This is a genomic window from Sphaerotilus sp. (assembly GCF_034519685.1).
Classification (GTDB): Bacteria; Pseudomonadota; Gammaproteobacteria; order Burkholderiales; family Burkholderiaceae_C; genus Sphaerotilus.
This window is the reverse complement of sequence record NZ_JAXHOF010000006.1, coordinates 755,650-769,295: the sequence shown is the minus strand read 5'-3', so window position 1 is coordinate 769,295 and position 13,646 is coordinate 755,650. Positions and strand designations below refer to the sequence as shown.

General features: G+C 66.9%; 16 protein-coding genes. 2 read left to right on the top strand and 14 right to left on the bottom strand.

The features are described 5' to 3' along the window. Positions 1-46 precede the first annotated feature (46 nt). From atpG to U5O44_RS14645, 10 genes are all read right to left on the bottom strand, one after another. Positions 47-928: a F0F1 ATP synthase subunit gamma gene (gene atpG / locus U5O44_RS14690; protein ID WP_322589196.1), complete on the bottom strand. Its 882-nt coding sequence runs from the start codon at positions 926-928 to the stop codon at positions 47-49. Positions 929-943: 15 nt separating this feature from the next. After that, the gene (gene atpA / locus U5O44_RS14685) at positions 944-2,482 is read right to left on the bottom strand and encodes a F0F1 ATP synthase subunit alpha (protein ID WP_322589195.1); all 1,539 of its coding nucleotides are present in this window, start codon (positions 2,480-2,482) and stop codon (positions 944-946) included. Positions 2,483-2,550: 68 nt separating this feature from the next. Continuing rightward, positions 2,551-3,084, bottom strand: coding sequence for a F0F1 ATP synthase subunit delta (locus tag U5O44_RS14680; protein WP_322589194.1), 534 nt, complete (start codon positions 3,082-3,084; stop codon positions 2,551-2,553). A gap of 2 nt (positions 3,085-3,086) precedes the next feature. Next, positions 3,087-3,557, bottom strand: a complete 471-nt coding sequence (locus tag U5O44_RS14675) for a F0F1 ATP synthase subunit B (protein ID WP_322589193.1) — start codon at positions 3,555-3,557, stop codon at positions 3,087-3,089. A 50-nt stretch (positions 3,558-3,607) separates the two neighbouring features. Next, positions 3,608-3,856, bottom strand: a complete 249-nt coding sequence (gene atpE, locus U5O44_RS14670; protein WP_012348532.1) for a F0F1 ATP synthase subunit C — start codon at positions 3,854-3,856, stop codon at positions 3,608-3,610. Positions 3,857-4,037: 181 nt separating this feature from the next. Further along, entirely contained in the window at positions 4,038-4,934 is an 897-nt protein-coding gene (atpB, locus tag U5O44_RS14665) for a F0F1 ATP synthase subunit A (protein WP_322589192.1), read from the bottom strand. A 27-nt stretch (positions 4,935-4,961) separates the two neighbouring features. Further along, the gene (locus U5O44_RS14660) at positions 4,962-5,444 is read right to left on the bottom strand and encodes an ATP synthase subunit I (protein WP_322589191.1); all 483 of its coding nucleotides are present in this window, start codon (positions 5,442-5,444) and stop codon (positions 4,962-4,964) included. A 249-nt stretch (positions 5,445-5,693) separates the two neighbouring features. Next, a complete protein-coding gene (locus U5O44_RS14655) occupies positions 5,694-6,593 on the bottom strand; it encodes an SMP-30/gluconolactonase/LRE family protein (protein ID WP_322589190.1) in 900 nt (299 codons plus the stop codon). Between the two features lie 92 nt (positions 6,594-6,685). Continuing rightward, entirely contained in the window at positions 6,686-7,195 is a 510-nt protein-coding gene (locus U5O44_RS14650) for a GNAT family N-acetyltransferase (RefSeq protein WP_322589189.1), read from the bottom strand. 9 nt (positions 7,196-7,204) lie between these two features. Beyond that, the gene (locus U5O44_RS14645; RefSeq protein WP_322589188.1) at positions 7,205-7,912 is read right to left on the bottom strand and encodes a cytochrome b/b6 domain-containing protein; all 708 of its coding nucleotides are present in this window, start codon (positions 7,910-7,912) and stop codon (positions 7,205-7,207) included. 90 nt (positions 7,913-8,002) lie between these two features. Between U5O44_RS14645 and U5O44_RS14640 the strand changes: the two genes are divergently transcribed. Beyond that, on the top strand, positions 8,003-8,455 hold the full coding sequence (locus tag U5O44_RS14640) for a c-type cytochrome (RefSeq protein ID WP_322589187.1): 453 nt from the start codon (positions 8,003-8,005) through the stop codon (positions 8,453-8,455). Positions 8,456-8,477: 22 nt separating this feature from the next. Here U5O44_RS14640 and U5O44_RS14635 read toward each other — a convergent pair whose 3' ends face one another. The 4 genes from U5O44_RS14635 to U5O44_RS14620 are packed head-to-tail and all read right to left on the bottom strand — an operon-like array spanning position 8,478 to position 12,086. Continuing rightward, complete coding sequence (locus tag U5O44_RS14635; RefSeq protein WP_322589186.1) at positions 8,478-9,347, bottom strand: PhzF family phenazine biosynthesis protein; 870 nt, start codon at positions 9,345-9,347, stop codon at positions 8,478-8,480. Then, positions 9,344-10,564 (bottom strand): aminotransferase-like domain-containing protein, encoded by a 1,221-nt coding sequence (locus U5O44_RS14630; protein WP_322589185.1) that lies wholly within the window; start codon positions 10,562-10,564, stop codon positions 9,344-9,346. Before U5O44_RS14630 ends, U5O44_RS14635 begins: the two co-directional genes overlap by 4 nt. After that, on the bottom strand, positions 10,561-11,466 hold the full coding sequence (locus tag U5O44_RS14625; RefSeq protein WP_322589184.1) for a DMT family transporter: 906 nt from the start codon (positions 11,464-11,466) through the stop codon (positions 10,561-10,563). The genes U5O44_RS14630 and U5O44_RS14625 overlap by 4 nt, the downstream gene beginning before the upstream one ends. Continuing rightward, entirely contained in the window at positions 11,463-12,086 is a 624-nt protein-coding gene (locus U5O44_RS14620) for a LysE family translocator (protein ID WP_416222182.1), read from the bottom strand. Before U5O44_RS14620 ends, U5O44_RS14625 begins: the two co-directional genes overlap by 4 nt. A 123-nt stretch (positions 12,087-12,209) precedes the next feature. Between U5O44_RS14620 and U5O44_RS14615 the strand changes: the two genes are divergently transcribed. Continuing rightward, the gene (locus U5O44_RS14615; protein WP_322589183.1) at positions 12,210-13,637 is read left to right on the top strand and encodes an aminotransferase-like domain-containing protein; all 1,428 of its coding nucleotides are present in this window, start codon (positions 12,210-12,212) and stop codon (positions 13,635-13,637) included. Positions 13,638-13,646: the final 9 nt, after the last annotated feature.

Below are 13,646 nucleotides of genomic sequence, written 5' to 3'. Positions count from 1 at the left end.
GTTCCTTCAATCTTGATTCGTTGCGTCTCGTCGTCGCGTGGCTGGGTCAACCCACCGCCGCCGCACCGCTGACAATCTCGGAGAGTTCCTTGGTGATCGCGGCCTGACGGGTCTTGTTGTAGACCAGCTTCAGGTCGTTGATCAGCGTGCCGGCGTTGTCGGTCGCGGCCTTCATGGCCACCATGCGTGCCGACTGCTCGGACGCCATGTTCTCGGCGACCGCCTGGAACACCAGGGCCTCGGCGTACCGCACCATCAGGTCGTCGATGACCGACTTCGCATCCGGCTCGTAGAGGTAGTCCCAGCCATGGGACTGCTTCTCGGCTTCCGTCTGCGCCAGACGATCTGCGGCCAGCGGCAGCAGCTGCTCGATCTGCGGTTCCTGCTTCATCGTGTTGAGGAAGCGGGTGTAGCAGAGGTAGACAGCGTCCAGCTTGCCTTCGGCGTACTGGTCGAGCAGCACCTTGACGGGGCCGATCAGCTTGTCGAGATGCGGCGTGTCACCGAGTTGCGTCGCATGCGACACCACCTTGATGCCGACGCGGTTCAGGAAGCTGAACCCCTTGTTGCCGATCGCGACCGCCTGCACCTTGGTGCTGGTGCCCTCGAACTCACGCAGCTTGGTTGTCACCGCCCGCAGCACGTTGGTGTTCATCCCGCCGCACAGACCCTTGTCGGTCGTGACGACGATGACGCCCACCGCACCCGTGCCGCTGTTCTTGACAACGAACGGATGCTGGTACTCCGGAGTCGCCTGCGACAGGTTGGCCGTGATGTTGCGGATCTTGTCAGCGTACGGACGAGCCGCGCGCATGCGTTCCTGCGCCTTGCGCATCTTGGACGCGGCCACCATTTCCATGGCCTTGGTGATCTTGCGGGTGTTTTCCACCGACTTGATCTTGCCGCGTATTTCCTTGCCTGCCGCCATGACGATGCTCCCGGCTTAGGCGAAGGACTTCTTGAACGCAGCGATCGCGCCTTGCAGCTCGGCTTCCGCGTCCTTGTCCATGGCCTTGTTGTCTTCGAGCTTCTTCAGCAGCGCACCGTGGCTGGTCTTCAGGTACTGGTGCATGCCGCTTTCGAACGCCAGAATCTTCTTGACTTCGACGTTGTCCATGTAGCCCTTGTTGACCGCGTACAGCGTGGCCGCCATCAGGCTGATGGGCTGGGGCGAATACTGGGCCTGCTTGAGCAGTTCGGTGACGCGGGCACCGCGGTCGAGCTGCTTGCGGGTCGATTCGTCCAGATCGGAAGCGAACTGCGCGAACGCGGCCAGTTCACGGTACTGCGCCAGGTCGGTACGGATACCGCCGGACAGGCCCTTGATCAGCTTGGTCTGCGCTGCACCACCCACGCGCGACACCGAGATACCGGCGTTGATGGCGGGACGGATACCGGCGTTGAACAGGTTGGTTTCCAGGAAGATCTGACCGTCGGTGATCGAGATCACGTTGGTCGGAACGAAGGCGGACACGTCACCAGCTTGCGTCTCGATGACCGGCAGAGCCGTCAGCGAACCCGTCTTGCCCTTGACTTCACCCTTGGTGAACGCTTCGACGTAGTCGGCGTTCACGCGGGCTGCGCGCTCCAGCAGGCGGCTGTGGAGATAGAACACGTCGCCGGGGAACGCTTCGCGGCCCGGAGGACGGCGCAGCAGCAGCGAGACCTGGCGGTAGGCGACAGCCTGCTTGGACAGGTCGTCGTACACGATCAGGGCGTCTTGGCCGCGGTCGCGGAAGTACTCGCCCATCGTGCAGCCAGTGTAGGCCGAGACGTACTGCATGGCAGCCGACTCGGAGGCCGACGCCGCCACGACGATGGTGTAGTCCATCGCACCAGCCGCTTCGAGCGAGCGCACCACGTTCTTGATCGACGAAGCCTTCTGGCCGATCGCGACGTAGATGCAGGCCATGTTCTGGCCCTTCTGGTTGATGATCGCGTCGATCGCCACGGCCGTCTTGCCGGTCTGGCGGTCGCCGATGATCAGCTCGCGCTGGCCACGGCCGATCGGCACCATCGAGTCGATGGACTTCAGGCCGGTCTGCACCGGCTGGTCCACCGATTTACGGGCGATCACGCCGGGCGCGACCTTCTCGATCACGTCCGTCAGCTTGGCGTTGATCGGGCCCTTGCCGTCGATCGGGTGACCGAGGGCGTTGACCACGCGACCAAGCAGTTCCGGGCCGACCGGCACTTCCAGAATGCGGCCGGTGCACTTGACCGTATCGCCTTCGGAAATGCCTTCGTATTCGCCCAGGATCACGGCGCCGACGGAGTCACGCTCCAGGTTCAGCGCCAGACCGAACACGTTGCCCGGGAACTCGAGCATTTCGCCCTGCATGGCATCGCTCAGGCCGTGGACCCGGACGATACCGTCCGTCACCGAGACCACGGTACCTTGATTGCGAATGTCGGCGGCGGCGCCAAGACCCTCGATGCGGCTCTTGATCAGTTCAGAAATTTCTGCGGGATTCAATTGCATAGCTTGCTCCCAGTCTGGTCAGACCCCCGCTCCGGCGGAACGGCGGCAAACACAGGGATGAATTCGATTCAAGCGCTCAGCGCCACCTTCATGCGTTCCAGTCGGGCCTTGACCGAGGTGTCCAGCACCTCGTCGCCCACCACCACGCGAATGCCACCGATCAGCTCCGGCTCCAGCACGACGCTGGCGGAGAGCTTGCGACCGAAACGCTTCTCCAGGCTCGACACGACCTCGGCCAGCTGCGCTGGCTCGATCGGGTAGGGACTGTAGATGACGGCATCGGACACGCCGGAGGCTGCACTGACCAGTCCGTGGAACTGCTCGGCGATGGCCGGCAGTGCCACCAAGCGGCCGTTGGCCACCACAGTACGCAGAAAATTCTGCACACCGGGAAGCAACGGAAGCTGGACGGCCGTGGTGACCAGATCGACCACCTGATCTTCCGACGCCTTGGGGCTCTCGGAGAACTGGCGAACTTGCGGATGCTGAGCCACCTGGGCCAGTGCCTCGATCTGCTGCGCCCAGACGGACACGTCACCTTGACGGGCCACCTGGAACAGAGCCTCGGCGTAGGGGCGCGCGATGGTAGTGAGTTCGGCCATGGTTACAGCTCCGTCTTCAGGCGGGCCAGCAGCTCGGCGTGAACGCCGGCGTTGACTTCGCGCTTGAGGATCTGTTCTGCGCCCTTGACGGCCAGTACAGCCACTTGGTCACGCAGCGCTTCGCGGGCCTGGATGGCTTGCTGATCGGCTTCTGCCTTGGCAGCAGACACGATCTTGGCGCCCTCTTCCTCGGCGCGGCGCTTGGCCTCGTCGACGATGGCCTGTGCGCGCTTTTCAGCGTCAGACAGCAGCTTGGCGGTCTCGTTGCGCGATTGGGCAAGCTGTTCCTCGACGCGCTTGTTGGCGCCGGCGAGTTCGAACTTGGCCTTGTCAGCCGCAGCCAGACCGTCCGCGACCTTCTTGGCACGATCGTCGAGGGCCTTCGTGATCGGAGGCCACACGAACTTCATCGTGAACCACCAGAGGATCGCGAAGACCACGATCTGCGCCAACAGTGTTGCGTTCAGATTCACGGCTTCGACCTTTCTCGTTTAGGGGGATGACTTGGGACGAGAAAGACCGATTACTTCAGGACGAACGGGTTCGCGAAGGCGAACAGCATCGCGATACCGACGCCGATCAGGAACGCCGCGTCGATCAGACCGGCCAGCAGGAACATCTTGGTCTGCAGTTCGTTCATCAGCTCAGGCTGACGGGCCGAAGCTTCGAGGTACTTGCCACCCATCAGGGCGATACCGATACAAGCGCCGATAGCACCCAGACCGATGATGATGCCGCAAGCCAGAGCGACGAGACCGAGGACGTTTTCCATGATTGCTCCTAAGAGAGGTTGTTGACGGACGGAAGGGAAAAGGGAAAGAAAGAACGATTCAGCGAACCGGAGACGTGGCCCTGGCCACACCGGCTCCGCGGAGCCGGCGAGACTGTGCCAGATTTCTCGGTGGACGCGCCAGTGTTACGACAGCGCGTTGTTCGACAGCGACCGGATCGGATCAGTGCTTGTCGTGCGCCTGACCCACGTAGACCAAGGTCAGCATCATGAAGATGAAGGCCTGCAGCGTGATGATCAGGATGTGGAAGATGGCCCAGGCCGTGCCTGCGATGATCTGGCCAATCCACAAGGCGATGCCACCAAAGGAGGCAAAACCCACTGCACCCATCAGCGCGATCAGCATGAACACCAGCTCGCCGGCGAACATGTTGCCGAAGAGTCGCATGCCGTGCGAGATCGTCTTGGCTGCGAACTCGATGATCTGCAGCGTGAAGTTGATCGGGGCCAGCAGGAGCGCTGCCGGGCCATGTGCATGGAAGGGAGCCGAGAACAGCTCGCCCACCCAACCGCCCAGGCCCTTGATCTTGATGCTGTAGTACAGGCAGGCCAGCAGCACCGTGAACGACATGCCCAGCGTCACCGACAGGTCGGCCGTCGGCACGACGCGCAGATAGGCATGGTGGGGGTCGTGGCCCATCACACCGTAAATCCAGGCCCAGAGGCGTGGCAGAACATCCAGCGGCAGGAGGTCCATCGCATTCATCAGGAAAATCCAGACGAAGGCGGTCAGCGCGAGCGGCGCCACGACCTTGCGCGATTCCTCGTTGTGGATGATGCCCTTGGCCTGGGTGTCGACCATCTCGACCAGGAACTCGACCGCAGCCTGCATGCGCCCCGGCACGCCGGACGTCACTCGCCGGGCCACGCTCCACAGCAGGAAGCAGCCCAGCACGCCCAGGATGATCGAGAAGAACAGCGAGTCCAGCTTCAGCACCGGATCGGTCAACGAAAAATCGGCGATGCCGGTCTGGGCGCGGTTGGTCAGGTGGACCAGGTGGTGGGAGATGTACTCCCCCGCGGTCGGCGCGTGCTCTGCAACGTGTTCTTCGGCAGCCATCGTCTTCTCTCGAACGTGTGTCTTGTCTTAAGACCGAGTGGTTGTCACCCGACCCTGCCACAGCAGGGCCAGCCAATTCATCTTCATGCAGACCACCAGGGTGATCAGCATGGCCGGCCAGCTCAAGTCCGGCACGACCTTTGCCGCGGCCGCCAACATGGCAACCGAGACACCAATTTTCAAGAACTCCCAGAACATGAAGTTGAATGCAGCAACATTCGCCTTCACCTCCGCAAGCCGGGTCACCCTGGACATGCCACGCGCCAGCAAGGCAGTCGGCAGGACCACGGTCATTGCGCCATACAGCGCCGACCAGACCACTTCTCCGCGCCCCGCAACAGCCCAGCTCACACCGGCCATCACCAAGCCCGCCACCGCCTGCGCCGCCACTACCCGCCACGGAGACACCTGCGGGAGTCTTGCGCGAAGGGCTTGCGCCTCTTCTCGCGTCAGGCTCTTGAAACTCTCTTCGCCGCCATCACCTGACTTGTCATCCGGATCGACGCGCATTTCGTTGTGCTGAAGTGTGCGTGGAGTCACGTTGTTCGAAGGCTGTTGCGGCAAAACCATCGAATTATACGTGGAAACCCCCACATCTCCAGCACTCCACCACGCATTCAACACTTCAGTTCCGCCGCGCACTCGAAACGTGCATCCGATACAACACTGAACCGCCGCTGTGCACCATGCCATCGGCGAGGTCCGGTTTGCAGCGAAACGTGATTTTGCACAAAGTCATTGACGCAGTGCTTGCACCGCTCAAGGGCAGGCCACATGGGCAGGCAACCCCGGCACCTCCACCCGCAAAGCCAGCACACAACCCGCCAGTGGTTGCTGCGCCAGTTCCTCGGCGGGGCGCTTTTCCCGCGCCGTCGTGATGTAGAGCGTCTTCAGGTCTGCCCCCCCGAAACACGGCATCGTCGGGCAGCGCGCCGGCAGCCGCACCGCGCGCAGCACCTCGCCCGATGGTGACAGGCGCAGCACCTGCTGACCCTCGAACATCGCGACCCAGTAGCAGCCTTCGCTGTCCACTGCAGCGCCGTCGGGACGGCCGCCGTAGCCGTCGAGGGGCTGCTCTGGCGCCCGTCTGGCGAATTCCGCGAACGTGCGGCGCCCGGACAATCCACCGTCGGCAGGGTCGAAATCGAAGGCATAGACCGCGTGGGCCTTGGTGTCGGACCAGTACATCGTGCGGCCATCGGTGCTCCAGGCCAAGCCGTTGGACACCGTGATGCCATCGGCGCGGCGGCTCAGCACGCCGCCATCCCAGCAATACAGCGCCGCCAGCGGCGGGTCGCGTGGCTCATAGATGGTGCCGATCCAGAAACGCCCCTGCGGATCGCATTTTCCGTCGTTGAAACGCTCGTGGGCCGGGTCGTAGGGCGGTGCGGCCAGCCGCGTGCGCTCGCCGGTCGCCGGATCGAAGCACCAGAGACCGTCGCGCATTGCCAGGCGCAGCGTGCCGTCGAGCGCTGGCGCGACGCTGGCCGGCTCGACTGGAAAGTCCCAGTGCCGAGACTGCCCGCTGGCCGGATCGAGCCGGTGCAGGCGCTTGCCGGGGATGTCGCACCAGTAGAGCACCTGCTCCTGCGGGTGCCACATCGGCGATTCGCCCAGCAGGCAGGGAGGACTGACGGCGTGGATCAGGTCGGCATCCATGGTGGCTCACTTGGTCGAGAGAAATCGATCGGGCCGCGATGCTAGCGCCGTACCCCTGTGTAACCTGTGGACAGACCCGTTAACAGCGGCTGTCAATAGCGGCTGTGCGCCCCGCCGAGATCGACACAGAGGTAATGCGCGCCGGGCAGCGGGTTGAAATAGTAGGGCGGCACCTCGAAGAAGCCGAGCGAGGTGTACAGCTCCCGCGCGGCCTCCATGTCGTCGAGCGTGTCCAGCAGCATCGACGAATACCCGGCCTGGCGCGCCTCGTCGATGAGCGCCTGCGCCACCTGACGCCCCAGCCCGAAACGGCGGAAGGCTCGGCCCACATAAAGCCGTTTCATCTCGCAGGCGTTCGGGTAGTCGACATCCGTGATGGGACGGTAGGCGCCACATCCTGCCACCGCACCATCCACCAGCGCCAGCAGCAGGCAGCCGTTGGGCCCGGCATATTCCCCCGGCAGATCCCGCAGTTCCTGCTCGAAATCCTGGAACGACAGGTCCACCGCCAAGCTGGCGGCGTACTCACGGAAGATGACGCGTGTGGCCTCGATCAGCGCCGGGGAGTCCGGCACGATCAGACGGGTCTCAGGGACATGCATGGCCGCAGTCTAGCCGCCCTGCGCATGCACCCACAATGCCAGTGCAACACCCAGTGACAAGGCGACCAGCGCCAGACCCCAGCGGCCGGCATGGTCGGCCGAAGCGGGCACCTCCGGCGGCAGCGGCTTGTCGCCCACCAGCATCGGCGTGACCAGATCGCGCCGGTGCACCAGGCGGTAGGCCACGATCGCCAGCACATGCAACCCCACCAGCCCCAGCAGCAGCCACTGCCCCCAGGACTTGTGCCACGAGGTCGCCGCCAGCGAGGTGGCCGACTCGACAAAACGGATCAGCGGCCCGGTGCTGGCGATCTCGTCGTCCGCCACCAGCCCGGTCGCCACCTGCACCGCCAGCAAGCCCAGCAGCGCAAACACCGACAGCGCCCCCGTGGGACTGTGTCCGACGTCCAGCATCTCCTGCGGCCGCGCTTGTCCGCGCACATAGCGCAGCAAGGTGGACGGCGCATAGAGGAAGCTGGCGAACCTCGACCAGCGTCCGCCCACCACGCCCCAGATCAGCCGGAACACCAGCAGCGCCAGCACCGCCAGCCCGAGCCGGAAGTGCCACTCCATCGCATTGCCGCCCACCTTGGCACTCACCACCGCCCCTGCCACGCAAAGCGCCAGTGCCCAATGGAAGAGCCGCGTCGGCCAGTCCCAGACCCGGACAGGCACCGAATGCAGTCCGGCAGTGACATCGTTGTGTGTCGCATCCATCGCTTCACCTCGTGTGAAATCCCGTCATGCCCACGAGGCTACACTGGTCCGGCGACCATGTGGTTGCGATCTACACCCGGAGTTCCGCCAATGAAACGTCTCTGCATTGCCCTGTGCACCGCCGCTGGCCTGTTCGCTGCCCTGCCCGCCAGCGCGCAGTTCCAGAAGCCCGAGGACGCGATCAAGTACCGCAAGGCCGCGTACACCCTGATGGCCAACCACTTCGGGCGCATCGGCGCGATGGCCAACGGTCGCGCGCCCTTCGACGCCAAGGTGGCCGCCGAGAACGCCGAACTGCTGACCCACCTGGCCGCGCTGCCCGCCGCAGGCTTCATCGCCGGCACCGACAAGGGCGACACCCGCGCCAAGCCGGAAATCTGGAGTGAAGCCGACAAGTTCAAGGCCGGCATGACCAAGATGCAGGACGAGATGGGCAAGCTCAACGCCGCGGCCAAGACGGGCGATCTGGCGCAGCTGAAGACCGCCTTCGGTGCCGCAGCGCAGACCTGCAAGGCCTGCCACGACAACTACCGCAAGGAGTGATCCGACGCGGAACGCCCGCGGCTCACAGCCGCAGCGTTCCGGTGATGCAGCGCGTCACGTCCCCGGCGATCCACACACCGGCCCAGTCGCCCTCGGCGATGCGCTCGACATGCACCCGGCCATCGCGCCCCAGCGCGTGGCCCTGCCCGGCGACATAGCGCGCCGGCAGTTGTCCGGTGCCGATCAGCCACTGGGCGAGACCGGCGTTCAGGCTGCCCGTGACCGGATCTTCCGGCACGCCGAGGTCTGGCACGAAGGCCCGCACCTCCACATCGACCTCTCCGCCGGCCGGCCATGCACCGACCACGCCGACATTGAGCCCGCGCATCGCCGCAAAATCCGGTGCCAGCGCACGCACGGCCGCAGCGTCGTGCAGACGCACCCCGAGCCAGCCAGGGCCGTTGTCGATCCACTCGACCTGCAGCACCGCATCGGCCGACAGCCGCAGCGCACGCAGCACCTGCGCGACCACCTCAGGCTCGGCCGGGCCGCTGCGCCGCAGCGGCGGCGCGGCGAAGGCCAGACGATTTGCGCCACCGTCAACCTGCCGTACCCGCACCAGCCCGACGCCGCACTCCTGCACCACGACACCTGCCTGCCGCGGCACGCCGCCTGCATCCCGCCACGCCTGACAGCTGCCCAGCGTCGGATGCCCCGCGAACGGCAACTCGCCACCCGGCGTGAAGATGCGCACCCGGTAATCCGCCTGCGGATCGGTCGGCGGCAGCAGGAAGGTGGTCTCGGACAGGTTGGTCCAGCGTGCATACGCCGCCATCTGCGCTTCGCTCAAGCCCTCGGCGTCGACGACGACCGCCAGCGAATTGCCCTTCAGCGGCTCCGCGGTGAAGACATCGAGCACGACCGTGCGACGGTCACGCGGGGGGTTGTTCACGGCGTCGGCTCCGGCTGGTCCTCGGTCAGGTGGCGTTTCAGCACCCTGCCGAGGATGGCCACGGCAGTGTGGATCTGGTCCGGCGTCAGCGTCACGAACGACAGGCGCACCGTGCGCGGATCAGGCGCGTGGGCATAGAAGGCCGCGCCAGGGACGAAGGCCACGCCCTCGTCGACCGCCTTCGGCAGCAAGGCCACGGCGTCACAGCCCTCAGGCAGCCGCACCCAGCAGAACATGCCGCCGCTCGGCGCCTGCCACACGCTGCCGGGCGGCAGATGCTGCGTCAGGGCCTCGCGCATCGCGTCGCGCTGGGCGCGGTAGCGGTCGCGGATGGTGGGGACGTGCTGGTCGAGGAAACCATCGCGGATCACCTCGTGCACGACGCGCTGGTTGAAGCCGGGCGTGTGCAGATCGGCCGCCTGCTTGGCCTGCAGCAGCTTGGGGAAGAGTTCGCGCGGCGCCACCACATAGCCCAGGCGCAGACCCGGCGCCAGCACCTTCGAGAACGAGCCCAGGTAGATCACGCCCTCGGGCCAGCGCGCGGCCAGCGTCTTCGGTGGCGGCGTGTCGTACCAGAGGTCGCCGTAGGGGTTGTCCTCGACCAGCGGCACGCGGGCCTGCTTCGCCGCGGCGATCAGCGCCTCGCGCCGCGCCTCGGGCATGACACGGCCGCTCGGATTCTGGAAATTGGGCAGCACATACATGAACCGCGTGCCGGGCGCATCGTGGGGCAGCGCGGCCACCGCCTCCGGCAACGGCCCGTCCGCGTCGCTCGGGATGCTGGCGAAGATCGGCTCCATCGGCGCGAAGGCCTGCAGGGCGCCCAGGTAGGTCGGCGCCTCGACCGCAACCGGCGCACCGGCATCGACCAGCACCTTGGCCACGAGGTCCAGCCCCTGCTGCGAGCCGGTGGTGATGAGCACCTGGTCGGCGTCGACGGTCATGCCCTGGCCGCGCAGGTGGCTGGCCACCCACTCGCGCAGCGGCGTGAAGCCCTCGCTGGCGGCGTACTGGAGCGCCTCGCGCGGCGTCTCGCGCAGCACCTTGTCGCAGGCCGCCCGCATGGCCTCGACCGGGAAGGTGTCCGGCGACGGCAGGCCGCCGGCCATCGACAGGATGCCTGGCCGGTCGGTGACCTTGAGGATCTCGCGCAGGATGGACGGGTTCATCCGCGCCGCGCGGCGGGCGGGGTTCCAGAGGGGGAGTTCGAAAGTCATGCGCGTGGTTCCTTGTGGACCGCCATTCTCTTACCGATGAACACCACCGCGACCACCGCGACGGCGAACACCAGCGTCGACATCTGCAAAGGCTCGCCCAGCACCGGCACCGCCAGCAGCAGGGAAAGAAAGGGTTGCACCATCTGCACCTGGCTGACCCGCACCATGCCGCCCAGCGCCAGCCCGCGGAACCAGGCGAAGAAGCCCAGCCACATCGAGAACACCGTGACATAGGCAAAGCCGCCCCAGGCCGCTGCGGAAATGTCGGCCGGCACAGCAGGCCGCACCCACCACGCCACCGGCAGCGTCATCGGCAGGCTGATGACCAGCACCCAGGAGATCACATGCTCGGCCCGCCAGCGCGCCGAGAGCTGCGCGCCGGCGACATAGCCGACCGCGGCACTCAGCATCGCGCCCAGCAGCAGGCCGTCCGCCGCGACCAGATGCCCGCCGCCCTGCACCGCCGCAAACCCCAGCACCAGCGCGCAGCCCAGCACAGCGCACACCCAGAATCCGTTCGACGGCCGCTGGCGCAGGTGCCACGCAGCCACCGCCGCCGTGCACAGCGGCAGCACGCCGGTGATGACGGCCGCGTGCATCGACGGCACCTGGCGCAGCGCCAGCGCGATGAAGAGCGGAAAACCCAGCACCGTGCCCAGCGCGGCCACCGCCAGCGGCAGGACATCCCGCCGCGTCGGCCACGGCGCACGGGTCAGCCAGAGGTAGACCGCGCTCAGCAGCGCCGCGCCCGCCGCCCGCCCGGCCGTGACGAACAGCGGCGGCAACTGCGGCGCCTCGCCGGGGCCGACCGCCAGCCGCGTCATCGGCAGCGTCAGGGCGAAGATCGCCACGCCCAGCAGCCCGAGCAGCAGGCCGCGGTTCTCGACCGACAGGTTCTTCATGCTTGCCCCATCCACACGGCGGTCAGCACCAGGACCCCGGCCATGCCCCGGTTGAACCACAGCAGCCGCGCCCCTCGCGCCAGCCAGCCCCGCAGCAGTGCGCCGACCAGCGCATAGGTGAAGTTGCTCGTGAAGGCAAAGGCGGCCATGGTCGGCAGCACCACCAGCAGCCGCTCGCCCACCGGCCCCGGCAGCACCCAGCCGGCCGTCACGGACAGCGCGAACATCCAGCCCTTGATGTTGACGAACTGCAGCGCCACGCCCTGCCAGAAACCCACTTGCAGACGCGCAGCATCGGCCTGGCCGAGCTGCGCTGTGCGCGTGAGCTTCCACGCCAGCCAGAGCAGATAGCCCAGGCCGAGCGCCTTGATGCCCAGCCGCAACATCGGCTGCGCAGCGATCGCCGCCCCCAGCCCGACGCTGCACAGTCCCAGCATCAGCGCCCAGCCCACCGGCACCGCCAGACAGAAGCGCAGCGCCCGGCGCAGGCCGAGGTTCGCCGCCAGCGCGGTCGACAGCGTCGTGTTGGGGCCGGGCGTGAACGACATGGCCGTGCCCAGCGCCAGCAAGGCGAGATAGTCGGAGGCAGTGATCGAGGACGTGGGCAACAAGGACAGCATGGGCACCAGTCTAGAACGTCATAGCAGCACAGTACCAGTACACTTCACCCCGATACTGTTCACTGCTGTATTGGTCGCTGCAGCGACACATTCCACCGCACTCCGCCCTGCCATGTCTCTGCCATGAACCCGCCCCAGCTCAGCCGCCACAGCGACCAGACCCTGGCCGAACAGCTCGCCGCCCATTTCGCCCAGCAGATCCGCCACCGCCTGCTCTCGCCCGGCGCCCGGCTGCCCTCGGTGCGCGACTGCGCACAGCGGTACGCGGTGAGCCCGCACACCGTCGTGGCGGCCTATGACCAGCTGCTCGCACAGGGGCTGGTCGAAGCGCGCCGGCAGCGTGGCTTCTTCGTGCGCGAACTGCGGCGCGATCTGCCGGCCAGCCGGACCGCAGAGCCCCCGACCCCACGCTCGGTCCCCTTCGACGCCAGCGCGCTGATCCGCGGCATGCTCGGCCGCAACAGCCAGCGCCCGGGTCCGGGCCTGGGCACACTGCCGCCGAGCTGGCTCGACCTGCCGATGCTGCACGCCGCATTGCGCAAGGTGCTGGGCGAAGACCGTGGCCTCGGCGACGCCGCCGCCTCGCTGCAGTACGGCGAGCCGGCCGGCGATCCGCGCTTGCGCGCCGCGCTGTCCGACCGCATCGCCGACTTCGGCGTGCGCGCTGCACCGTCGCAGATCATCACCGCCATGGGGGCGACGCAGGCGCTCGATCTGGTGTCACGCACGCTGCTCACGCCTGGGGACGCGGTGCTGGTCGACGAGCCCGGATGGTCGGTCGAATATGCCCGGCTGACGCACCTCGGCATGCGCCTGCTGCCGGTGCCGCGCGGCCCGGACGGCCCCGATCTGGCCGTGATGGATGCGCTGGCGCGGGAGCACCGCCCGCGGCTGTATGTGACCGTCTCGGTGCTGCACAACCCGACCGGCGGGATGCTGAGCCTGTCCACCGCGCACCGCCTGCTGCAGCTCGCGCAGGACCACGACCTGCAGATCCTGGAGGACGACACCTACGCCCACCTCGCCCCGGCACACGCCCCGCGCCTGTCGGCGCTCGACGGCCTGCGCCGCACCTTCTACGTCAGCGGCTTCTCGAAAATCCTGGCGCCGGGCTGGCGCGTCGGCTATGTCGCGGCGCCGGAGTCGCAGGTGGAGCGGCTGATCGACGTGAAGCTGCTGTCGAGCCTGACGACGCCCGCGCTGCTGGAGCAGGCGGTAGCCGTCTGTCTGGAGCAGGGGCAGCTGCGCCGCCACGCCGAGCGGGTCTACGCCCGGCTGGACGCGGCACGCAACCGCAGCGTCCAGCTCACACTCGGGGCGGGCTGCAGCTTTGTCTGTCCGCCACAGGGGCTGTTCGGCTGGGTCGAGACGGGCGTGGACACCGAGCAACTCGCCCAGCGTCTGCTCGACGCCGACTGGCTGATGGCGCCCGGCAGTCTGTTCCACGCCCGCCGCCAGCCGAGCACGCGCATGCGGATCAACTTCGCGACGGCGCAGGAGGCGGGGTTCTGGCGGGCGTTCTCTGCAGCGCGGGATGCGCTGCAGGCGTGAGCGCAGACG